23 protein-coding genes are annotated in these 20295 nt (G+C 71.5%); 7 read left to right on the top strand and 16 right to left on the bottom strand.

Features of this window, described 5'->3' with window-relative positions; all coding sequences use genetic code 11:
- The first annotated feature begins 69 nt into the window (after positions 1-69).
- From ACVKXF_RS17875 to ACVKXF_RS17865, 3 genes are read left to right on the top strand one after another with little or no spacing between them, the layout of a single operon-like run.
- Positions 70-753 (top strand): class I SAM-dependent methyltransferase, encoded by a 684-nt coding sequence (locus tag ACVKXF_RS17875; RefSeq protein WP_456796539.1) that lies wholly within the window; start codon positions 70-72, stop codon positions 751-753.
- 10 nt (positions 754-763) lie between these two features.
- A complete protein-coding gene (locus ACVKXF_RS17870; RefSeq protein ID WP_456796538.1) occupies positions 764-1600 on the top strand; it encodes a DUF6807 domain-containing protein in 837 nt (278 codons plus the stop codon).
- The gene (locus ACVKXF_RS17865) at positions 1597-2082 is read left to right on the top strand and encodes a tetratricopeptide repeat protein (RefSeq protein ID WP_456796537.1); all 486 of its coding nucleotides are present in this window, start codon (positions 1597-1599) and stop codon (positions 2080-2082) included. The genes ACVKXF_RS17870 and ACVKXF_RS17865 overlap by 4 nt, the downstream gene beginning before the upstream one ends.
- 537 nt (positions 2083-2619) lie before the next feature.
- On the opposite strand, the gene ACVKXF_RS17860 is transcribed toward ACVKXF_RS17865, so the two are convergent.
- Together ACVKXF_RS17860 and ACVKXF_RS17855 are read right to left on the bottom strand one after the other, a co-directional pair.
- Positions 2620-4056, bottom strand: coding sequence for a protein kinase domain-containing protein (locus ACVKXF_RS17860; RefSeq protein WP_456796536.1), 1437 nt, complete (start codon positions 4054-4056; stop codon positions 2620-2622).
- Positions 4057-4173: 117 nt separating this feature from the next.
- Complete coding sequence (locus ACVKXF_RS17855) at positions 4174-6072, bottom strand: family 43 glycosylhydrolase (RefSeq protein WP_456796535.1); 1899 nt, start codon at positions 6070-6072, stop codon at positions 4174-4176.
- A 106-nt stretch (positions 6073-6178) separates the two neighbouring features.
- On the opposite strand from ACVKXF_RS17855, the gene ACVKXF_RS17850 reads away from it, so the two are divergent.
- Entirely contained in the window at positions 6179-6778 is a 600-nt protein-coding gene (locus ACVKXF_RS17850) for a dihydrofolate reductase family protein (RefSeq protein ID WP_456796534.1), read from the top strand.
- Here the strand turns inward: ACVKXF_RS17850 and ACVKXF_RS17845 are convergent, their stop codons facing one another.
- The 4 genes from ACVKXF_RS17845 to ACVKXF_RS17830 form a co-directional block, all read right to left on the bottom strand.
- Positions 6779-7273 (bottom strand): hypothetical protein, encoded by a 495-nt coding sequence (locus ACVKXF_RS17845; protein WP_456796533.1) that lies wholly within the window; start codon positions 7271-7273, stop codon positions 6779-6781.
- On the bottom strand, positions 7273-7764 hold the full coding sequence (locus ACVKXF_RS17840) for a hypothetical protein (RefSeq protein WP_456796532.1): 492 nt from the start codon (positions 7762-7764) through the stop codon (positions 7273-7275). Before ACVKXF_RS17840 ends, ACVKXF_RS17845 begins: the two co-directional genes overlap by 1 nt.
- A gap of 111 nt (positions 7765-7875) precedes the next feature.
- Complete coding sequence (locus ACVKXF_RS17835; RefSeq protein ID WP_456796531.1) at positions 7876-8736, bottom strand: ABC transporter permease; 861 nt, start codon at positions 8734-8736, stop codon at positions 7876-7878.
- On the bottom strand, positions 8733-9665 hold the full coding sequence (locus ACVKXF_RS17830) for an ABC transporter ATP-binding protein (RefSeq protein ID WP_340196273.1): 933 nt from the start codon (positions 9663-9665) through the stop codon (positions 8733-8735). The genes ACVKXF_RS17835 and ACVKXF_RS17830 overlap by 4 nt, the downstream gene beginning before the upstream one ends.
- A 90-nt stretch (positions 9666-9755) precedes the next feature.
- Here ACVKXF_RS17830 and arr point away from each other — a divergent pair, with 90 nt between their 5' ends.
- Positions 9756-10166, top strand: coding sequence for an NAD(+)--rifampin ADP-ribosyltransferase (gene arr, locus ACVKXF_RS17825; RefSeq protein WP_456796530.1), 411 nt, complete (start codon positions 9756-9758; stop codon positions 10164-10166).
- A 93-nt stretch (positions 10167-10259) separates the two neighbouring features.
- On the opposite strand, the gene ACVKXF_RS17820 is transcribed toward arr, so the two are convergent.
- The 4 genes from ACVKXF_RS17820 to ACVKXF_RS17805 form a co-directional block, all read right to left on the bottom strand.
- On the bottom strand, positions 10260-10802 hold the full coding sequence (locus ACVKXF_RS17820) for a cysteine hydrolase family protein (protein WP_456796529.1): 543 nt from the start codon (positions 10800-10802) through the stop codon (positions 10260-10262).
- A 26-nt stretch (positions 10803-10828) separates the two neighbouring features.
- Complete coding sequence (locus tag ACVKXF_RS17815) at positions 10829-11065, bottom strand: luciferase domain-containing protein (protein WP_456796528.1); 237 nt, start codon at positions 11063-11065, stop codon at positions 10829-10831.
- A gap of 35 nt (positions 11066-11100) precedes the next feature.
- Positions 11101-11877, bottom strand: a complete 777-nt coding sequence (locus tag ACVKXF_RS17810) for a hypothetical protein (protein WP_456796527.1) — start codon at positions 11875-11877, stop codon at positions 11101-11103.
- Between the two features lie 316 nt (positions 11878-12193).
- Entirely contained in the window at positions 12194-13045 is an 852-nt protein-coding gene (locus tag ACVKXF_RS17805; protein WP_456796526.1) for an SDR family NAD(P)-dependent oxidoreductase, read from the bottom strand.
- 102 nt (positions 13046-13147) lie between these two features.
- On the opposite strand from ACVKXF_RS17805, the gene ACVKXF_RS17800 reads away from it, so the two are divergent.
- Positions 13148-14359, top strand: coding sequence for an MFS transporter (locus ACVKXF_RS17800; protein ID WP_456796525.1), 1212 nt, complete (start codon positions 13148-13150; stop codon positions 14357-14359).
- Here ACVKXF_RS17800 and ACVKXF_RS17795 read toward each other — a convergent pair.
- The 3 genes from ACVKXF_RS17795 to ACVKXF_RS17785 are packed head-to-tail and all read right to left on the bottom strand — an operon-like array spanning position 14356 to position 17639.
- Positions 14356-14892 carry a GNAT family N-acetyltransferase gene (locus tag ACVKXF_RS17795; RefSeq protein WP_456796524.1) on the bottom strand — a complete coding sequence of 179 codons (537 nt, stop codon included), beginning with the start codon at positions 14890-14892 and terminating at the stop codon, positions 14356-14358. The two genes, ACVKXF_RS17800 and ACVKXF_RS17795, sit on opposite strands and share 4 nt — an antisense overlap.
- Positions 14893-14896: 4 nt before the next feature.
- The gene (locus ACVKXF_RS17790) at positions 14897-16654 is read right to left on the bottom strand and encodes an AMP-binding protein (RefSeq protein ID WP_456796523.1); all 1758 of its coding nucleotides are present in this window, start codon (positions 16652-16654) and stop codon (positions 14897-14899) included.
- Positions 16644-17639, bottom strand: a complete 996-nt coding sequence (locus ACVKXF_RS17785) for an amidohydrolase family protein (protein ID WP_456796522.1) — start codon at positions 17637-17639, stop codon at positions 16644-16646. Before ACVKXF_RS17785 ends, ACVKXF_RS17790 begins: the two co-directional genes overlap by 11 nt.
- Before the next feature lie 90 nt (positions 17640-17729).
- On the opposite strand from ACVKXF_RS17785, the gene ACVKXF_RS17780 reads away from it, so the two are divergent.
- The gene (locus tag ACVKXF_RS17780) at positions 17730-18296 is read left to right on the top strand and encodes a TetR/AcrR family transcriptional regulator (protein ID WP_456796521.1); all 567 of its coding nucleotides are present in this window, start codon (positions 17730-17732) and stop codon (positions 18294-18296) included.
- 6 nt (positions 18297-18302) lie between these two features.
- Here ACVKXF_RS17780 and ACVKXF_RS17775 read toward each other — a convergent pair whose 3' ends face one another.
- The 3 genes from ACVKXF_RS17775 to ACVKXF_RS17765 are packed head-to-tail and all read right to left on the bottom strand — an operon-like array spanning position 18303 to position 20115.
- Complete coding sequence (locus tag ACVKXF_RS17775) at positions 18303-18962, bottom strand: HAD family hydrolase (protein WP_456796520.1); 660 nt, start codon at positions 18960-18962, stop codon at positions 18303-18305.
- Positions 18959-19600, bottom strand: coding sequence for an HAD family hydrolase (locus ACVKXF_RS17770; protein WP_456796519.1), 642 nt, complete (start codon positions 19598-19600; stop codon positions 18959-18961). Before ACVKXF_RS17770 ends, ACVKXF_RS17775 begins: the two co-directional genes overlap by 4 nt.
- On the bottom strand, positions 19597-20115 hold the full coding sequence (locus ACVKXF_RS17765; protein ID WP_456796518.1) for an N-acetyltransferase family protein: 519 nt from the start codon (positions 20113-20115) through the stop codon (positions 19597-19599). Before ACVKXF_RS17765 ends, ACVKXF_RS17770 begins: the two co-directional genes overlap by 4 nt.
- Between the last annotated feature and the right edge of the window lie 180 nt (positions 20116-20295).

Below are 20295 nucleotides of genomic sequence, written 5' to 3'. Positions count from 1 at the left end.
CACGGTGCGACGTTGCTGGGGCGGCAACAGGGCTTGGGTCGGGTCCGGCAGGTGCGCTGGAGTGGGCGGATGCATGCACACGAGACCACCGCCGCCGCCGGCTCCCCCACCGCTTCGGCTCGCGAGTGGTGGGAGCAGCGGTACGCGGAGCGCGACGGGATCTGGTCTGGCCGAGTGAACGCGGTGCTGGCCGAGGTCGTGTCCGGGCTGCCACCAGCACCGGGCGGCCGTGCGCGCCGTGCGCTCGACCTCGGCTGCGGTGAGGGCGGCGACGTCGTGTGGCTCGCCGAGCAGGGGTGGGACGTCCTCGGGATCGACCTGTCGGTGACGGCGATCGAGCGTGGCTCGCGGGCGTCGGTGGCGGCCGGGGTCGAGGAACAGACGGCCTTCGTCGCAGCGGACCTCGCCACGTGGGCGACGGCGGCGCGCTTCGACCTGGTGACGGCGTCGTTCCTGCAGTCGTGGCCCGTGGAGATCCCGCGCGCGGAGATCCTGCGACGGGCCGCCGGCTTCGTCGCGGTCGGCGGGCACCTGCTCGTCACGGCGCACGCTGCACCCCTGCACGACGACCTGCCCGTCGAACTGCGGGAGTACCGGTTCCCGACGCCCGACGAGGACCTGATGGCGCTGCAGCTCGACGACACCTGGGACGTCATCGCCGCCGAGCTCCGGCCGCGCACGGCGAGCACACCCGACGGCGAGCCGCACCAGGTCGTCGACAGCGTGGTGCTGGTCCGCCGTTCGCGCGGGTAGCGTCGGAGCGGTGAGCACCGACGACGTCCTGCGCACCATCGAGCTGGGCACGGTCGAGGTCGCCCTCGAACGCGACGGCGCCGGGACCCCCGCGACCTCGTCGCCGCGCCCGTACCTGCACCCGGTGCGGACCCTCGGCCGTACCGTCCTCACTGCCCACCACCCGGCCGACCACGACTGGCACTGCGGTGTCGGGGTCGCGATCCCGGACGTCGACGGCGTCAACTGCTGGGGCGGTCCCACCTACGTGCACGGCGAGGGCTACGTCTGGCGCGACGACCACGGCCGGGTCGACGTGCTGCGTGCCGAGCATCTTCCGGCTCCGCGCGGCGGCGGTACGGTCCAGGAGCTCGCCTGGCGCGGCCCCGACCACACGGTCGTCCTGCACGAAGACCGGACCCTCGCCTGGCGTGCCGTTGACTCCGGGTGGGAACTGACCTGGTCGTCCTCGTTCCGGGCTCCAGGCAACGACATCGTGCACCTCGGCAGCCCCGGCAGCAACGGTCGGGTCGGTGCCGGCTACGGCGGGTTCTCCTGGCGGTTCGCCGAGTGCGCCGACGTGGTCGTCCGGACCGCTGACGCGCAGGGTGAGGAAGCGGTGCACGGCTCCGTCGCTCCTTGGGTCGAGTGGTCCGCGGTGTTCGAGGGTGCCCCGGCGACGGTCCGGCTCGAAGCACTCGACCACCGCGATCCCTGGTTCGTCCGGGTCGCGGAGTACCCGGCCATCGGCTCGGCCCTCGCCTGGCGTGAACCGGCGCTCGTGCGCCCGGGCGTCCCCTTCGTGCGCTCCTTCCGCGCGACGATCACCGACGGTGCCGTCCTGCCCGGCAATACGCTGGACCGATGAGCACCGCAGACTGGGAAGCCCGCGTCGCCGCACTCTGGGCCGACGAGACCATCGATGACCAGCAGCGCATCGAGCGGATGCGCGAGCTCGCCGCGGCTGCACCGCACCCGGCCCTCGGTGCCTTCGAGCTCGGCGGCGCGAACGACTCCGGCGGCCACGAGGCGGAGGCCGCCGTCCACTACGCAGCGGCCACGGCCGCGGGACTCGCGGACGTCGATCCGGCCCGTGCCGCGCAGATGGTCGTCCAGCACGCCTCGACGCTGCGGAACCTCGGCCGGATCGACGAGGCCATCGCGATGCTCCGCGACGCACCGGAGCACCCGTCCACCGGCGCCGCTCCGAAGGTGTTCCTCGCGCTCGCCCTGCACAGTGCGGGCCGTCACGATGAAGCACTCCGGGTCGCGATCGAGGCCGTCGAGCCGACGCTCCCCCGCTACAACCGGTCCGTCCGCGCGTACGCCGCTGCCCTCACCGACGCCTGACTGTTCCCGCCCCGACCCGCCGCCGCTCGGTGTCGGGTCCCACGACGCGCTCGTGGCGTTCGCGACCCGACGGCGAGCGGGCGAAACACCGTGGTCCGTCCGGCACCCGACCCCGGCATTTCGCCCGCTCGAGCCGTCGGGGACCCCCACCCCAACCGCGAACGGGCGAAACATCCGGGCGCAACTGGCGCGCAACGCTGGCATTTCGCCCGCTCGCGCGAACGGGCACTCGTATTCCAGCGGATGCATGCGAGTTGCGGCATGCGTGGGCGAGCGGGCGAAATACCCGGGTGGAGGGGCCGCGCACCCCGGCATTTCGCCCGCTCGCCGGCTGACGGGTCGGCCCGCTGACGGGTCGGCGCGCGGACGGGCCGGCGCGCGGACGGGCAGCGGACGGTCAGCGGACGGTCAGCGGACGGGCGCTGGCGGACGGGCTGACGCCCGCGCACCAGAGCGACGCACGCGACGCGACCGCAGGGCGGGCGGGAGGCGCGGTGCGGGCCCGCACCGGGCCTCCCGTTCGTCAGCGGCGACCGTCTAGGGCCGCGCGCCCTCCTGTTGCCCCGTCACCTGCGCGACCGGCAGGGAGTCGCTCGTCGTGCGGAGCGACTCCTGCCGGAGCTCGAGCTGCGTGACCGCGAGCGCGGCGAGGTCGTGCAGGTTCGCCAGGTCGGCCTCGGTCGCCTGCCGCGGCTTCGTGTCGAGCACGGCGAGCGTCCCGATGGGGGCTCCGTCGTGCTTGACGAGCGGCACGCTCACGTAGAACCGGATGCCGAGCGGCCCGGTGACGAGCGGGCTGTGCTGCATCTCGGGGTGCGTGGAGCCGTCGGGGATCACGACGGGGACGGGCACGGGCGCGAACCCGTTGCGGAAGTTGATATTGCGCGCTGCTTCGTCGACGCCCTCGGCGATGTACGACTGCGACCAGGCACGGTCCTCGTCGAGCACCTCGACCAGGGCGATCGGGGCGTCGAACAGGCGGGCGGCCATCGCGGTGGTGCGGTGCAGGGCCTCGTCGGGCAGGGTGTCGAGCGTCGCCGGGCGGGCCGTGTCGGACTCGGCACGCGGCGTACCGGCCGCCGCGGACGACACCGCCGACGTGGCGTCGACGACGTGGTCCGTGCCGGCGGTCTCCGCGATGACGGCGTCGCGCAGCAGCGTCACGAGTTCGGCACCGGCGGGGCGGGCGGCCGGGTCCTGTGCGGTCATGGCGCGGAGCAGCTGCTTCCAGTGCTCGGGCAGGGGCTCGGGGACGACCGGGTCGCGGGACAGCCGGGCGACGGCGGACTCGACGAGCGAACCGGGGAACTCACGGCGCCGGGTGAAGCACTGCAGCAGCACGAGGCCGAGTGAGTACACGTCGCTCGGGGCGCCGACGTCGCCGCCCCGGGCCTGCTCCGGGCTGAGGTAGGCGGCGGTGCCCGTGGTGACGCCGTCGGCGGTCAGCCGCTCGACGCCCGCGGCGAGCGCGATGCCGAAGTCGGTGAGCCGCGCACGGGCACGGTCGGAGTCGTTGCCGTAGTCGACGAGCAGGATGTTCGACGGCTTGATGTCTCGGTGCACCACGCCGTGGCTGTGGATGTAGTGCAGCGCCTCGGCCATGTCGTAGCCGATCTCGGCGATGTGGCGTGAGGCGAGCGGGCCGACGGCGAGGCGTTCCTCGAGGTCCTGTCCGACGACGAGTGCCATCACGAGGTAGCGCTGGTGGGTGCCGTCGTGGCCGGTCACGACCCCGGTGTCGAGCAGGCTGACCAGGTTGTGGTGCTCGAGCGAGGCGAGCACGCCGAGCTCGGCCTCCTGCCGAGCGATGTCGACGGTGCCGGCGTGGAAGACCTTGACGGCGACGGGGCGGTGCAGGCTCTCGTCGATGCCGCGGTACACGACGGACATGCCGCCCTGGCCGATGGCGTGTTCGAGTCGGTAGCGCCCGTCGAGCAGTGGGGCCGCGGACTGGGTGTCCTCGGTCGGACTCATCGAACCTCGTTCTCGGTGCGGGCAGGCGTCGGTGCATCCTCCCATCCCGACGGGGATCGTGGTGGCCCGCGGCGTTCTCCGGATGGACGCCGCCGAGGCGCCCGGCTCGGCAGCCCGTCACCGCCGGTGCGTCGCCACCGTGCTCACCCGCAGGTCGTCGAACGTGCTCGTGAACCCGGCGCCGCCGAGTGAGATGAGCCCGACCCTCGGGGCGCTGCCGAGGTCCGCCGTCCAGGTCCCACCGCGGACGAAGTGCCGCCCGTCGACACTCGTGTACGCCGTGTACCGGTGCTCCCCGCCGACGACTCGGTGCACGATCCGGAGTGTGGTGGTGTCCCCGACCGGTCCGACGACCATGTTGCCGTAGCTCGGCGCCCCGGCCGGTTGCCCGGAGACCTGCTTGCCGAACTCCGTCTGCCGGGTGTTGAAGATCGAGTTCGACGTCAGCCGGAGGTAGTTGCCGTCGTCACCCCACACGATCAGTCCGCCCTGCACGTAGTTCTTGCCGTCACCCGTGGCAGGGGTGTCCACCGCGACGGTCGTCTGCAGCACGTAGTCGCCCCGCGGCGCCGGTTCGGACAGGACCGAGGCGAGTGGTGTCGCCGGTGGGTGGATGTCGGCGTCCTGCGTCTGCCAGCGGAACGTACCGCCGGCGACGGTCCAGGTCGAGCGGTCGGGTTCGCGGGTCCAGCGGAGCGCCGCGGGGAGCGTGCTCCCGTCGAACGACGTCGACAACGCGCGGATGGTCCGTCCGGGCACGTCGACCGGTGCAGTGGTCGCCCGGTAGGTCGCACGCTGCCCCGGCTGCGCGACCGGCCCCGGCTGCACCGTGTCGGACGGCCCCGCCCCGCCCCGCACGACGGGCCAGCCGTGCCGCCAGTCGAGCGGGTCGATGAGCGCCGGCCGCTTCGTGTACGTCGGCTGCCCGGCGTAGTACGGGTCGCCCCGGTCGACCGCGTGGTAGATGATCCAGTCCTGGCCGGCGAGGTCGGTGACCACCGTGTTGTGCCCGGTGCCGACCCAGCGGTTGCCGTTCTGCGCGAGCAGGGGGGTCCCGCCGACCCGGGTGCTCGTGATCGCGACACCGTCCTGGTCGGTGAAGGGTCCGAGTGGGCTGCGCGACCGGGCGACGAAGACGCCGTACCCGGTGAGTGCGCCGTTGCAGCAGTTCGTGGCGGAGCCCATGAAGTACCACCAGCCGTCGTGGCGCATCAGGTAGGCGCCCTCGTACCGGTTGTCGATCGCGATCTGCCGTTCGCTCGCGGGGTCGGACCGGAGCCCGTCGGCGCTGAGGGTGCGGACGTTGACGCCACCGAAGTAGCTGCCGAAGTACAGGTACGTGGTGCCCTTGTCGGTGATGACCTCGGGGTCGAACGCCCATCGCTGCCCGGTGCCGTTCGCGGCCGCCTGCGGAGCGACGACGGGGCCTCCGGAGTTCGTCCACGGACCGGTCGGGCTCGAGCTCGTCGCGACGCCCACCGCGGATCCCCCGCCGGTCGGTGCCGATGCCGAGGGCGTGTCCGACGCGGCGTAGTACAGGTACCAGGTGCCGGGACGACCACGCTCGCCCGCGCGGTACACGACGTCCGGTGCCCAGATGCCGTTGGCGGACCCGACCCACGCCGGTCGTGTCGGGAACGCGTCGTTCACGTACGTCCAGTGCGTCAGGTCGGTCGACCGGTACGTCGGCACGCCGTGCTGCACGAGGGAGCCGTCCGCGTTCTGCTCCGTCGCCGTCAGCGCGTCGGTCGTGCAGTACAGGTACCAGTCGCGGTCGCGTCCGACCCCGCGGATCGCGGTCGGGTCGGCGCAGCTCGCCGCCGTCTCGCCATCGGGCAGGCTGAGCGCGACCGGGTTCCGGTGCGACGGCGCGGCGGTGCCGTGTCCCGCGCTGCTGTGTCCGGTGGTCCGGTCCGCCACGGGCGTGGACGCTGCGGCGGCGCCGACCGGGAGGCCCGTGGTCGCGACCGCCGTGAGCGTCGCGACGGCGAGGATGGTTGCGACTGTTCGGCGCACGGGGTCCTGCTCTCATCGTCGAGGAAGGGCTGCGTGCGCGAGCGTACGCTCGCGGGCAGCGGACCGGGACGGTTCCGTCCGGTTCCGCGTGACGAAGGAGTCAGCGATGCCCGCGAGGTTCGTGTACTGGATGAACGTGTCGATCGACGGCTTCGTCGAGCGCGACGAGGGCGAACTCGGCGACGTCGAGGGGCCCGAGTGGATGCGGATCGACGAACCACTGCACCGCGAGTTCAACGCCCGTGCCGCCGCGATGACCCTGTCCGTCGAGGGGCGGGTCGTCCGCGACATGATGGACCCCTTCTGGCCGGACGCCCGCACCGACGAGTCGATGCCGGCGTTCATGCGCGAGTACGGCGAGGTCTGGACCGACCAGCCGAAGGTCTTGGTCTCGCGCACCCGGACCAGCGCCGACCACAACACGCGGATCATCGGGGGTGACGACGCCATCGCGCAGCTCGCCGCCCTTCGCGAGGAGTCCGAGGGCGACATCGGTGTCGGCGGCCCGAACCTCGCGACGCAGTTGCTCGACGCGGGGCTGCTCGACGAGCTGTTGCTCTACACGCACCCCGCGGTGCTCGGCGCCGGCCGTCCGCTGTTCGATCCGCCTGCCTCGGGTGGACGGCCGCCGGTGCTGCTGGACCTGCTCGAGCAGCAGCAGTACCACAACGGCGTCACGCTGCACCGCTACCAGGTGCTGCGCTAGTCACTCCCCCGTCGGGCCTGCTCCGACGATGACGAGCCGCCAGGCGCTCGAGCGGTCGCTGTCGAAGTCGTTGAAGCCGATCGCATCGACGTCCTTGCTCGCCATCTCGGTCAGGTCGATGCGGTGCGGGCTGTCCCGGCACGCCATCGCGGCCAGTTCGAAGCTCCCGGACGCCTCTGCGGCCGTCGTCCGCACGATGCCGCGCATGTGCCCGTTGCCGAAGCACGAGAACTCGAGGTGGTCGATCGTCTGCGAAGCCGGGAACTGCAGCCGGACGCCCGGCTCCACGTCCTCCGGATCCTCGTTGCCGGGGGCGGCATCGGCGCTCAGCACCCCGAGGACCGCGTCCTCGGTCTCGGTCTTCGCCTCCTGCTGCGTCTTCCACTTGGCGAGGGCTTGCTCGTCGACGGGCGGCGCCGACGTGCAGCCGGCGAGCAGGGCCACGACGGCGAGCGCCGGCAGGACCAGCGCGGAGAAGCGGCGGCCGCGTGACATCAGTCGGTGTCCGTGCCGGCGCTGACGACGAGCACCTGCCATGCGCTGTCGCGGTCGCTGTCGAAGGCGTTGAACGAGATGCTGTGCACGTCACGCTTCCAGGTGCGCGGGAGGTCGACGCGCTGCTGCCCATCGCTGCACCGCATCGGGTCGGTCGACGTGGTCCGGGACGTCGCCTCGGAGGTCGTCGTCACTTGGCCGCTCATCCGGGCGCCGCCGAAGCAGGAGAACTCGAGGTGGTCGATCTGTTCAGGGTGCTCGAAGGTGATCGTGATGCCGCGCTGGAGCTCGCCAAGAGCATCGGTCTGTCCCTCGCCGGTGTCGACCCGGGAGTACAGCGTGGCGAGCGCGTCGTCGCCGGCTCCGGACTTCTCCTGTGCGTCCTGCCACGCGCTGAGGGCCTCTTCGTCGACGGGCGGCGCCGACGTGCAGCCGGCGAGCAGGGCCACGACGGCGAGCGCCGGCAGGACCAGGGCGGGGAGGTGTCGCACGGTGCGAGCCTAGCGACGCCTCGGAGCGAGGACGATGCACCTGCAACGAACGACGTCCCACCCGTCGATCGACAGGTGGGACGTCGCAGAACGCGCGTGCGGTCGTTCGGGTCAGACGTCGCGGCCGCGCGCGACCGTCAGCGCGAGCGCACCCAGGACGAGCACCTCGCCCGCCAGGACACCGAATCCGCCCCAGCCGTTCAGGACGACACCGCCGTCGGTGGCGCTCTGGCCGTCGTACGAGTAGGCGTAGAGCTGGGCTCCGGCCATGTCCGGCAGGAACGTCGCGATGTTCGTCGGCCACTCGACGTTCATCAGCCCGCTCATGAGCGCGAGCACCGTCGGCACGACCAGCAGAAGGCCGAGCGTGATCGCGATGCCACCGGCGCTCGAGCGGACGAGCAGACCGATGCCGTACGCCAGGAGCGCCAGCAGGGTCAGGAAGACCGACGAACCGAGGATCGGCAGGAACACCGACGGGTTCCCGATCTCCGGCTCCACACCGTTGCCGGCCAGCAGCGGCAGGGAGATGAGCACGCCGACCCAGGTGGCGACGGCGCTGACCACGAAGGTCGTCAGTGCGAGGACGGTCGCCTTGGCCAGGATCACCCCGGTGCGACGGGGGTCGGCCGTGAACGTCGAGCGGACCTGACCCGTACCGTACTCACCGGTGATGATGAGGACGCCGAGCACCCCGACGACGAGCGACGAGAGCAGGACGCCCACGGTGTTGGCGTTCACGAACGTACCGTTGGCGATGTCGGTGGGCAGGTCCTGCCCACCGCTGTTCGTGTTGGCACCGACGAGCGCGGCCATGCCGATGGTGACGACGACCAGGATCGCGTAGCACCAGAACGTGGACCGGATGCTGCGGAGCTTGATCCACTCGCTGCGCACCAGGTGCGGGAACGACAGACGGGTCGCGCCGTGCATGCGGGTCGACGGCGTGGTGGGCGAGGTGGTGGCGCTCATCGGGTGCCCTCCGATCGGTACTCGACGTCGTCGCGGGTGAGGGCCATGTAGGCCTCCTCCAGGCTCGCGCCGGTCGGGGTGAGTTCGTGCAGTGCGACGCCGGCCTGGGCGGCGATGTTGCCGACCGTCGGTGCGTCGGGACCGACGACCAGGAAGGTGCCGTCCTCGCGCGGGGTCACGGTCGCGTTCGGGCCGATGGCCTGGAACAGCTGGTCGGGCGAGGGCGTCCGGACGATGACCCGGCTGCCACCACCGGCGGTGCCGGGAGCGGCTCCGCCGCCGGCGACGAACTCGGCGATCGGGGCGTCGGCCAGGACCTTGCCGCGGCCGAGCACGACCACGCGGTCGGCGGTCTGCGCCATCTCGCTCATCAGGTGGCTGGACAGGAACACGGTGCGGCCGTCGGCAGCCATCCGCCGGGCGAGCTGCCTGACCCACAGCACGCCGTCGGGGTCGAGGCCGTTGACGGGCTCGTCGAGGATCAGGGTCTTCGGGTCGCCGAGCAGTGCGGCAGCGATTCCCAGGCGCTGCCCCATGCCGAGCGAGAACCCGCCGACGCGCTTCTTCGCGACCGACTCGAGGCCGGTCATGTCGATGACCTCGTGCACGCGGGCCTTCGGGATGCCGTGGGTCGCCGCGAGCGAGAGCAGGTGGTTGTAGGCGCTGCGGCCCGAGTGGACCGCCTTCGCCTCGAGCAGGGCGCCGACCTGTCGGAGCGGGTCGCGGAACGTCGTGTACGGCTGGCCGTTCACCGTCGCGCTCCCCGCGGTGGGCCGGTCGAGGCCCATGATCATGCGCATCGTGGTGGACTTCCCGGCGCCGTTCGGCCCCAGGAAGCCGGTCACACTGCCGGGTCGGACGACGAACGAGACGTCGTCCACGGCGGTCTTCGGACCGTACTGTTTGGTGAGGTGGCTGACTTCGATCACGGCGGCCACGCTATTGCAGCGGTGTCCGGCGGCGCGTCCGTCGGAAGGGGGATATGTCAGGTGCGGGGGTGCCGGGACTAGCCTGACGCCGTGAAGCAGGCACAGGACGACGGACCGTTCTTCCACGGCACGAAGGCCGACCTCGTGCCGGGCGACCTGCTCACCGCGGGCTTCCGGTCGAACTACCGCCCCGAGGTGGTCATGAACCACGTCTACTTCACGGCGGTCTCCGACGGCGCCGGCCTCGCTGCCGAGCTCGCCGCCGGTGACGCCGAACCGCGGGTCTACGAGGTCGCGCCGATCGGCCCGTACGAGGACGACCCCAACGTCACCGACAAGAAGTTCCCCGGCAACCCGACCCGGTCCTACCGCAGCACCGAACCAGTACGGATCGTCCGCGAGGTCACTGACTGGCCCCGACTCACGTCCGAAGCGCTGCGCCTCTGGCGCGAGCGCCTGGCCGCACTGCGCGCGGACGAGCGCGGGGAGATCATCAACTGAGCCGGCTGGCGGACGGGAGGCGCGGGGCGGGGCCGCCACGGGCCTCCCGTCCGCTCTGTCCCATCTCAGGGCCCCCAACGCGCCCTGCGGACGTCAGCGGCTGAGCGCGTCGCTCGTCGTGACGGTCGCGAAGCTGCCGTCGAGCGCCGCCATGAAGGCGGCGTGGACGCTCGCACCCGGGACGGTGACGCCCCCGGATGTCAGGTCCGGCGCCGCGCACGCGTCGGCGACGACCGTCGCGGTGAAGCCGAGTTCGTGTGCGGCCCGGGTCGTCGAGTCGATGCACATGCTGCTCATCATCCCGACGATGGTGACCTCGTCGACTCCGGCGTCGGTCAGCAGTTCCTGGAGTCCGGTGCCGATGAAGCTGTTCGGTGCGTGCTTCTCGATGATCGTCTCGCCGTCGACGGGCGCGACCGACGGGTGGAAGTCGAGGCCCGGCGTGCCCGGCACGAAGAACGTGGCGTCGGGGTCGGTGGACACGTGGAACACGTGCACCACCAGGTCGCCGGCGGCGCGGAACGACTCGAGCACGGTGCGGGCTGCGGCGGCAGCGGCCTCGGGTTCGACGAGGGGGAACGCCCCGCCCGGGAAGTAGTCCAGCTGGATGTCGACGAGGAGCAGCGCGCGGGTCATGGGGTCAGTATGGCGTGCCGCGGGCCTCAGACCGGGCCGTGTCCGGGTTGTTCGTCGCCGGGGTCGCGGGCGAAGGCCAGGCTCTCCGCGATGATCGAGAGCACGACGTCCACCTCGTGGTCGTCACGCGGCCCGTAGACGAGGAACTCGGTGCCGTGGTCCTCGTACTGGTGCGGGGTCGCCCACCCGAGAGCGGTGAGCTGACGTTGTGGCCCGTCGTCGGAAACGGACGGGCGGACACCGGGGCGAGGTGCGGAGATCACCGTTCGACGCTACCGGCGCGCTCCGCCGCCGCGGGTCACGGTTTCGCGCCGTTGCCGAACGAACCGTGCAGGGTCGTGTCCGCGAAGGCCGTCGTGTCGATCACGGCGCGGACGCGGTCGAGGACGCCCTGGTCCTCCGAGTCCACGCCGATGACGAGTGAACCGTAGTCGACGCGCATCGTGTACGGGATCGAGGCCTCGAGCCCGGTCACGTGCGGGGTCGCGGCGAGGGTCGCGAGCCCCCGTGCCACCGCGGTCGACGTCGACTCGGGGATCTGCTGGTCGAACGTGCCGTCGTAGTGGACGATGCTTGCGATGTGCCCCTCGTCCGCCGGCACGGTCAGCGTCAGGGAGGCGCCGGTCCACGCCAGTTCGGTGGCCATCGTCGTCGGGACGGCTCCGGCCTCGGCCGGGGTCGCGTCGGGGTCCATCGTGACCGTGAACCGCGACGCGAAGTGGTTCGACGTGACCCACCGGGTGGAACAGGTCGGGTCGGGGGTGGAGCTGGGGGTGTTCGTGGTCGTCTGCGTGGCCTCGGCGACGGACGGGAGCGCACGGACCTGTCGGAGCGCGGTGCCGACCTGGCTCGCGACGGCGGGGTCGAGGGTCGGCGCCGGGGTCTGTTCCGGTGTCGGGTCGGCTTGCTCCGGTGCTGGCACGTCGTCGCGCGGACAGGGCGCCGTCTCGGTGCCGTTCGATCCGTCGGACGACCGCAGCGCGTCGTGTGCCAGGCCCTCGACGGTCGAGCACGCCGTGAGCGGCACGGTGCAGGCAAGGGTGACGAGGAGTCCGACGACGAGACGAGAGCGCACCGAACCAGTCTCGCTGCCCCGTGCCGCGTTGGGGAGCTGGTCGAGCGCGCTGTGTCCGGGGTGCTACGCGGCACTCGTGCGATGACGGGAGAGCTGCCCGTCCGGTGCCTGACCCGAACAGGGCCGGACGGACAACTCCTGATCCCGTTACTGCGGGTTGTTCGGAACCGGACCCCGGATCGATTGCCCGGGCGTACGAACGCGCCCACGTCGAAGTTCGGGTCGACGACGAGGGCGCGTCCGGTAACGGGTCATGAACGACCGGACTCATTCGGAGCCCCCGTTCGAGGGGTTTGGTCGTGTGCGGATCCCCGACTCAGTGCTGCTGGTCGTCCAGGTCGAGCGACGAGGTCAGTTCCGGGAACGCCCGTGCCTGCTCGTCCAGCTGCTGTGCCTTCCGCAGGACCCCCGCGACGCTGTCCGCTCCGGCCACGAGGCGCACCGGCGGCTCGGACATCTCGGTCAGCGCCAGGAGCGTGCGGGCGAGCTTCTCCGGATCGCCGCTCTGCTTGCCCTCCATGCCGCGGAAGAACCCCTTCGTCTGGTCGGACGAGGCACGGTAGTCGTCGAGGTGGACGTCGCCCCAGAACGTGGAGCTGCCCTCCGCGAGCAGGTCGGTGCGGAAGAAACCGGGCTCGACGACGGTGGTGTGGATGCCGAACGGCAGGACCTCGTCGTGCAGTGCCTCCATCCACCCCTCGAGCGCGAACTTCGACGCGGCGTACGCGCTCCCTCCGGCGCCGGCGACGATGCCGGCGGTCGAGCTGATGGTGATGACCCGACCGGAGCGCTGCGCCCGCATCACGGGGAGCACCGCGCGGGTGACGTTCAGCGCACCGAAGAAGTTCGTCTCCATCTGCGCGCGGAACTGCTCCGGCGAGACCTCTTCGAAGAAGCCGCCCTGGAAGCTGCCGGCGTTGTTCACCAGCACGTCGATGCGGCCGAACCGTTCGATCGCGGCGTCGACCGCGCTCCGGACGGTGCGCTCGTCCGTGACGTCCAGCGCGACGGCGAGCAGCTCCTCGTGCTGGCCGACGGCTGCGAGGACGCGTTCCGGGTCCCGCCCGGTCGCGACGACGTGGTGTCCGGCGTCCAGGGCCGCACGCGCGAAGTCGGTGCCCATGCCGCGGCTGGTCCCGGTGATGAAGAAGGTCTGGGGCTCGGTCATGTCCCCATCGAAGACCACATCCGTGCAGTGAGTGAGGCTCTGCCCAGACGGGGTCGGGGAGAACCTCTCAGCCGCCCGCGGTCTGCACCTACCGTCAGGGACATGGACCACCTCGTGACGACGACCCCGTCGAACCAGCCCGCGAACGCACCGCACGCCGACGACCGGCTGCCGTGGTTCCCGCTCGCGCTGCTCGCGGCGATCGGGTTCGTGCTCGTCGCGATGGAGACCATGCCCGCGGGCCTCCTGCCGGTCATCGCGGACGGCATGGGGACGTCGGAGGGCACGGTCGGGCTCTTCGTCAGCGCCTACGCGATCGGCACGGTCATCGCCACGGTGCCGGCGATCGCCCTCACCCGGAGCCTGCGCCGCAAGCCGTTGCTCATGACGGCCATCGCCGTGCTGGTCATCGCGAACACCCTCACCGCGTTCGCGCCGAACGTGACCGTCGCGCTCGCGACACGGTTCGTCGCCGGCGCGGCGTCCGGCGTCATATGGGGCATGTTCGCCACCTACGCGCGGCGGATCAGCCCCGCCCGGTTCGCCGGCGTCTCGCTCGCCATCGTCTCCACCGGCGCGCCCGTCGGCTTCGCGCTGGGCACGCCCCTCGGGTCGTTCATCGGCACCGCCCTGGACTGGCGGTGGTCGTTCATCGGCCTCAGCCTCGTCGGGGTCGTCATCCTGGCCCTCATCGCCGTGTTCGTGCCGGATGCGCCGGGACAGACCGGCGCCGCGAAGCTCTCCGTCGTCAAGGTGTTCCGCATCCGCGGGATCGCAGTCATCCTCGCCGTCATCGCCACGTGGATGGTCGCGCACAACACGATCTACACCTACATCTCGCCGTACCTGCGGGTGACCGGTACCGACCTCAGCGCCGGGCTCGTCCTCCTCGTCTACGGCATCGCGGCGATCCTCGGCGTCGTCGTCACGGGCGCCCTCCTCGATCGACACCCTCGTCCCCTGCTGCACCTGAGCGTCGGACTGTTCGTCGTCACCGGCGTCCTGCTGCTCGTCGGCCACGCATCGCCGGTCGCCGTCCTCGTCGCCGCCGTCCTGTGGGGTGTCAGTTTCGGTGGTGCCTCGACGCAGCTGCAGGCCGCGCTCACCACGGCCGGAGGAGAGAACGCCGACGTCGCCAGCGCGTTCCTGCCGGTCGCGTTCAACATCGCGATCTTCGTCGCCGGGGTCTTCGGAGCCGCGCTGTTGACCGTGTTCGACGGACTGGTCCTCGCCGTCGTGATGGTCGTCTTCGGCGCGATCGCGGCGGTGCTCACCCTGGTCGGCCGACGATCGGCGTTCCCCGCGCGGCTCTAGTCGGAGACCTGGAGCAGCGCCGGCAGAACCGGGGCCGGGTCGGTCGCCAGACGAGCGTGGGTCTCCACGTCGAAGCGTTCGACGCCGTACCGCAGCTTCTGTCGCTCGATGCCCTCTGCGGCGAACCCCGCGGCGGTGGCGACCCGGCACGACGCGGGGTTGTTCACCCGGTGCCCGAGCTCCAGGCGGAAGAGCCCGACGCCGAACGCCCAGGACGAGACGCTGGCGAGCGCCGTCGTCGCGAGTCCGCGTCCGCGTGCCCCGCGCGTCAGCCAGTAGGACGCCCAGGCCGTCCCGTGCCGGAACTCGATCGCGGTGAGCCCGACGTTCCCGACCGCGACACCGTCGTCCACGAGCGCCCAGTTCTTCGCGCGATCGCCGAACCCGAGGAACCGGCTGATGTGCTCGCGCGCCTGCGCCTCGTCGCGCAGGTCGGCGTCGGGGAACTGCGTGTCCAGGTCCGGCGTCGTCCGCCGGGCCAGGAGCAGCGCGGGTGCGTCGTGGACCGACCACGGGCGCAGGTCGACCGCCATGCGATCAGCCGGCGGCCGGCGGCAGCGGACGGGACGCGCGCAGTCCCGGGAACTGCTCGTCGCGCCACTCGCCGTCGACGGGCACCCCGCTCGCGGCGGCGCGCTCTTCGCGCTCCCGCAGCTCCACGCGTCGGATCTTGCCCGAGATGGTCTTCGGCAGCTCCGCGAACTCGACCCGCCGCACGCGTGCGTACGCCGGGAGCGCGGTCCGCGCGTACGCGAGCACCTGTTCGGCGGTGTCCGCCGTCGCCTCGAACCCGGCGGCGAGGGTGACGTACGCCTTGACGACGTTGAGGCGGGCGTCATCCGGGGCGGGCACGACGGCACTCTCGGCCACGGCGGGGTGCTGCAGCAGGGCGCTCTCGACCTCGAACGGGGACACCTTGTAATCGGACGACTTGAACACGTCGTCGGTCCGACCGATGAAGGTCAGCTCTCCGTCGGCGTCCCGGACCGCGATGTCGCCGGTGTGGAAGAAGCCGTCGCGCATCGATGCCGCGGTGCGGTCGGGGTCGCCGAGGTACTCGGCCATCAGGTTGACCGGCCGCTCGTCGAGGTCCAGACAGACCTCGCCCTCGTCGCCGGGCTGCCCGGTCACCGGGTCCAGCAGCGTCACGGTGACGCCGGGCAATGCGCGCCCCATCGCGCCCGGCGTGACGGTGCTGCCGGGGGCGTTGCCGATGATCGCGGTGGTCTCGGTCTGCCCGTAGCCGTCGCGGATGGTCAGGCCCCAGGCGCGCTCGACCCGGTCGATGACCTCGGGGTTCAGTGGTTCACCCGCCGACACGACCTCGCGCAGTGCCCGAGGGCGCGCGCCGAGCTCGGACTGGAGCATCATCCGCCAGGCGGTGGGCGGTGCGCAGAACGTGCTCACCTCGGCGGCGTCCAGCTGGGCGAGGAGCGCGGCCGGATCGAACCGCGGGGTGTCGTGGACGAAGACGGTCGCCTCGGCGATCCACGGCGCGAAGAAGCAGCTCCACGCGTGCTTGCCCCAGCCGGGCGAGCTGATCGCCAGGTGCACGTCCCCGGGCCGCAGGCCGAGCCAGTGCATCGTGCTGAGGTGCCCGACTGGGTACGACGTCTGGGTGTGCACGACCATCTTCGGCTTCGAGGTCGTTCCCGACGTGAAGTAGACGAGGCAGGGATCGGTGGTCCTGGTGACCACGACCGGTCGCGACTCCCCCGCGGGCGCTGGTTCGCCGAGGTCGGACGGGTACTCCGTCCAGCCGTCCACGGCGCCGCCGATCACGATGCGGGAGAAGCCCCCGCGAACGTCGTCGTACTTCGCGGTCTCGCTGCGGTTCGTGACGACGTGCGCCACGGCTCCGCGGTCGACGCGGTCCTGCAGGTCGGCGGTGTCGAGCATCGTCGACGTCGGCAGGATCACCGCTCCGAGTTTGATCACCGCGAGCATCGTCTCCCACAGCTCGAGCTGGTTGCCGAGCATGACCAGCACGTGGTCGCCCTTCCGGACGCCGTGCTCGTGCAGGCGCACGGCCAAGCGGTCGGACCGGGCGGCCATCTCCGCGTAGCTGAGTCGCTGTTCCGAGCCGGCCGCGTCGACGATCCAGAGCGCGATGCGGTCGTTGCCGGCCGCGATGACGTCGAACCAGTCGTCCGCCCAGTTGAAGGTGTCGCCGAGGTCCGGCCACCGGAAGTCGGCACGGGCGGCATCGGCGGACTCTGCGGAGAGCAACTGGTCACGGGCAGCGCGGTACGCGGCGGTCACGTTCGGGTTGGGCACGGACCGATCATGCCGCATCCGTCTGGTCGCCGATCCCGAACAGCCGACGTGCGTTCCCCGATGTGAAGGCATCGCGGGCCACGTCCGAGGGGAACTCCTGCAGGAACGTGTCGATCTCGTCGGCGGAGGGCCGCTGGAACGGGTGGTCGGTGGAGAACAGCAGCCGATCGGGCGTCGTGACGTCGAGCGCGTGCCGGAGCAGGGCGGGACTGAGCATGCCCGAGCTGGTGATGTGGACGTTGGAGCGGACGGTGTCGGAGACCTTCCGCTCGAGCCCGGCGACCCGCGACAGGCTGTCCGCGCGGTCGAGCCAGAAGAGCAGCAGCTCACCCCAGTGGCCCAGCACGATCTGCAGGTCCGGGTGCCGGTCGAAGGTGCCACCGACGATCAGGCGAAGTGCCGCTCGTGCCGCCTCGAGGTGCCACCCCCACCCGAAGGTCGCCAACCCGAGCTCGACCATCGGATCGAATCCCTCGTACGCCGCTTCGCGCAGACGCTTCGACGGGATCTGCGGGTGGATGAAGACGGGCTGCCCGAGCGATGCCGCGGCGGCGAAGAGGTCGTCGTACCGCCGATCGTCGAGCGGCACCTCGCCGGTCCGCCCGTAGACCATCGCGCCGACGCAGCCGAGGCCGGCGGTGCGTTGCAGCTCGGTGACGGCGGCAGCCGGGTCCGCCATCGGCAGGGTCGCGAACGCACGGAACCGGTCCGGGTGGTCCGCCACCGCGGCGATCGCGATGTCGTTCGCCTGCCGACTCAGCGGGATCGCGTCCGCGGCGTCGAGGGGCTGCGCTCCGGGCGGGGCGAGGGACAGCACCTGAACGTCGATGCCCTGCTCGTCCATCGCCGCGAGCCGGGCGTCGCCGAGGTCACGGAGTCGCTCACCGTTGTCGCCGAGCTCGTCCAGCGCGGTGCTCGGGTCGCGGCGGTCCTCGGGCAGGGCGTTGACGGCGTCGGTCAGTGCCGGGTGGTTCCAGTGCTCTTCGATCGCGATCAGGGTCATCGGGTGCCTCCGTCAGGTCTCGCGCCGACGCAGTCGCTCATCGGCGTTGAGTGAACCGTACACCTCACTCAACACCGTAGAGTCAGTCGCATGGCCGAGACCTCACGCGACGCGAAACGCGCACAGACCGCCGAGCGCATCCGCGAAGCTGCGCGGCAGCAGTTCGGTGCGAACGGGTACGAGGGCACGACGATCCGGAGCATCGCCGCAGCGGCCGGCATCGATCCGTCGCTCGTGATGCAGCACTTCGGGTCGAAGGCAGCGCTGTTCGCGACCGCCGTACAGCTGCCGGCCGTGTCGGACGGCGGGGGTGAGCGCGCGGCTGCCGACCACCTGCTCGACGTCCTGGGGATCCGGTTCGACGCGCTCCCCGCAGAGACGGCCGCCCTCGTCCGGTCGATGCTGACGGTGCCCGAAGCGGCGGACACCATGCGCGGCTACCTCGACGAGCGGGTCGAGAACCTGGCGCGGTCGCTCGATGGCGACGACGCGCGGCTGCGGGCCTTGATGACCGTGAGCGGGATCCTCGGCATCACGATCACGCAGCACTTCCTGCGTCTCAGCGCGTTCGAGGGTGCGTCCCGCGACGACCTCCTCCGCGCGGCGCAGGGCTGGGTCGAGTCGCTCACGACGGAGTCCCGATCACCCAGTCGCTGAACCGGATCAGTCCAGACCGCGCAGCCACGTCTCGAGCCACGGCACGACCTCCGAGAGGTCCATCGTGTCGATCGCGGACGACGCTGCCGCCCGTGCTGCTCCGGTCGCGTTGAGTGCCAGTGCAGCCGGGACCACCTCGAAGAGCGGGATGTCCGATCGGCTGTCCCCGATCGCACAGCACCGCTCGATCGGCACGCCACGAGTCAGCGCGTACCGAAGCGCAGCGTCTCGTTTGTCGAACTCGTCGAAGTGCTCCGCCACCGTCCCGTCGTGGGTCTCGCCCGTGACCCCCACCCGCGGTCCGCCGTTGGCCACGAACCCGAACCGTCGCGCGAGCGACGCCGTGACCGGCTGCCACGCGAGCGACGCGAGCACGGGAGCGACCCGGTGCGAGCGACACCACGCCACCACGAGCTCCACGCCGGTGAGCACCGGCAGGTCCTCGAGCCATCGATCGACGGCCGACGTCGATGCACCGCGCCAGCCGGCGGCGTCGATCTCGCTCACCTGTCGGTTCGTGAGTATGCCGTCGGCGTACTGTCGCTCGGCCTCGTCCAACGCCTCCCGATGGCCGAGACGCGCGGCGAGGTGACTGCTGCTCGAACCGGTCGACACGAGGGTCCCGTCGACGTCGAAGAAGACGATGCCGCGGACCGGTTCCGTCACGGCTCTCGATCCTCCGGCATCGCGGCGCGGATCGCCGCGATCGTGTCCGCGGTTTCGACGTGCAGGTGCGCCCGAATCCCCATCGCGCGGGCAGCCTCGATGTTCTCCGGCACGTCGTCGATGAAGAGGACATCGGCGGGTGCGGCGTCGAGCCGGTCGAGCACGATCCGGAACGCCTCGGGTTCCGGCTTCGTGACCCCGATCTCGTGGCTGTAGGAGATCGGGTCGAACACGGCCGCGAACCCGAACCGTCGCTCTTCCTCCTCGCGCGCGCCGTCACCCGAGTTGGACAGGATCGCGAGTCCGACCTGCCCGCGCAGACCGGCGAGGAAGTCGAAGAGCGGCTGGTTCAACGTGCCGCAGTACGCGTCCCAGAAGTCGGCTCGCATCGACGCGAGCACCTCGGCCGAGGCTCCGAGGGCCGCGCCGATCTTTCCCCAGTACTCGTCGTCGACCCCGGTCCGCCGTGCGGCATCGGGCAGGTCGGCGTTCGACAACCGCGCCGAGAACTCCTCGTCCGTCAGACCGAACGCCGCCGCCCACCTCGTGCGGAACTGCCCGGGCCACGCTGCGTCGTCGACCTGCTCGAGCACCCCGCCGACGTCGAGCAGCAGCCACCGCACCCCACCGCCGGTCATGCGGAGGCCCCGTCGAGTCGACGGATCATCTCGAGCTCCCGCTCGTCGGGCGCGAGCACGTACGGCTCCGTCGCCCCGGTCGGCTCGTACCCGCGCCGCGCGTAGAAGGCCTGGGCCCGCAGGTTGCGCTCGTGCACGTGGAGTCCGAGCGTGTCGCCGTGGCCGGATGCCCACGACTCGATCGCGTCCAGCAGGGCATCGGTCACACCAGCCGCACCTCCGCGGTGCGACGGCGCCACGTACACGCCGACCAGCAACGGGCCGGTCACGGCGTCGGGGATGAACGACCCCATCGCACCGACCCAGCGGCCGTCGGCGTCGATCGCCACGAGTGCGGTGCCGCCGGTGGCCTGACCGCGCCGGCCCCGCGCACGCCACTCCGCCTCGTCGAGCTGCTCGGCGTCCGCCAGGTGCTCCGCGTAGGCCATCGGGGTGTCCCGGAGCATCTCCAGACGGAGCGCTCGGACGGCTTCCCAGTCGGCTTCGGTCGTCGGTCGGATCGTGATCCCCTGCATGGACCGAGCCTAGGACAGCGGGCGGTCGGCGAAACTCGTCCGAACTGGTTCCAATCGACTTCGGGCAGGGCGCCGAATCACCTGTACAGACCGGGAACCACCCGGAGCGCTCACCAGCCGCACATTGCTGGTTCTCCACCCTGCACCAGGGTGTGTTCGGCGCGCACACAGCAGCCGCGC

The sequence above is a fragment of the Curtobacterium sp. PvP017 genome, assembly GCF_054060195.1.
The sequence above is the reverse complement of the archived record's forward strand: the minus strand, read 5'-3'. Positions and strand labels throughout refer to the sequence as shown.

Bases quoted from the DNA above. Each gene is read 5' to 3' on its own strand.
- ACVKXF_RS17800 (WP_456796525.1), top strand. From the start codon at position 13,148: ATGGACCACCTCGTGACGACGACCCCGTCGAACCAGCCCGCGAACGCA.
- ACVKXF_RS17875 (WP_456796539.1), top strand. From the start codon at position 70: ATGCATGCACACGAGACCACCGCCGCCGCCGGCTCCCCCACCGCTTCG.
- ACVKXF_RS17780 (WP_456796521.1), top strand. From the start codon at position 17,730: ATGGCCGAGACCTCACGCGACGCGAAACGCGCACAGACCGCCGAGCGC.
- ACVKXF_RS17850 (WP_456796534.1), top strand. From the start codon at position 6,179: ATGCCCGCGAGGTTCGTGTACTGGATGAACGTGTCGATCGACGGCTTC.
- ACVKXF_RS17770 (WP_456796519.1), bottom strand. From the start codon at position 19,600: ATGACCGGCGGTGGGGTGCGGTGGCTGCTGCTCGACGTCGGCGGGGTG.
- ACVKXF_RS17790 (WP_456796523.1), bottom strand. From the start codon at position 16,654: ATGCGGCATGATCGGTCCGTGCCCAACCCGAACGTGACCGCCGCGTAC.
- ACVKXF_RS17795 (WP_456796524.1), bottom strand. From the start codon at position 14,892: ATGGCGGTCGACCTGCGCCCGTGGTCGGTCCACGACGCACCCGCGCTG.
- ACVKXF_RS17785 (WP_456796522.1), bottom strand. From the start codon at position 17,639: ATGACCCTGATCGCGATCGAAGAGCACTGGAACCACCCGGCACTGACC.
- ACVKXF_RS17765 (WP_456796518.1), bottom strand. From the start codon at position 20,115: ATGCAGGGGATCACGATCCGACCGACGACCGAAGCCGACTGGGAAGCC.
- ACVKXF_RS17805 (WP_456796526.1), bottom strand. From the start codon at position 13,045: ATGACCGAGCCCCAGACCTTCTTCATCACCGGGACCAGCCGCGGCATG.
- ACVKXF_RS17845 (WP_456796533.1), bottom strand. From the start codon at position 7,273: ATGTCACGCGGCCGCCGCTTCTCCGCGCTGGTCCTGCCGGCGCTCGCC.
- ACVKXF_RS17835 (WP_456796531.1), bottom strand. From the start codon at position 8,736: ATGAGCGCCACCACCTCGCCCACCACGCCGTCGACCCGCATGCACGGC.
- ACVKXF_RS17865 (WP_456796537.1), top strand. From the start codon at position 1,597: ATGAGCACCGCAGACTGGGAAGCCCGCGTCGCCGCACTCTGGGCCGAC.
- ACVKXF_RS17820 (WP_456796529.1), bottom strand. From the start codon at position 10,802: ATGACCCGCGCGCTGCTCCTCGTCGACATCCAGCTGGACTACTTCCCG.
- ACVKXF_RS17860 (WP_456796536.1), bottom strand. From the start codon at position 4,056: ATGAGTCCGACCGAGGACACCCAGTCCGCGGCCCCACTGCTCGACGGG.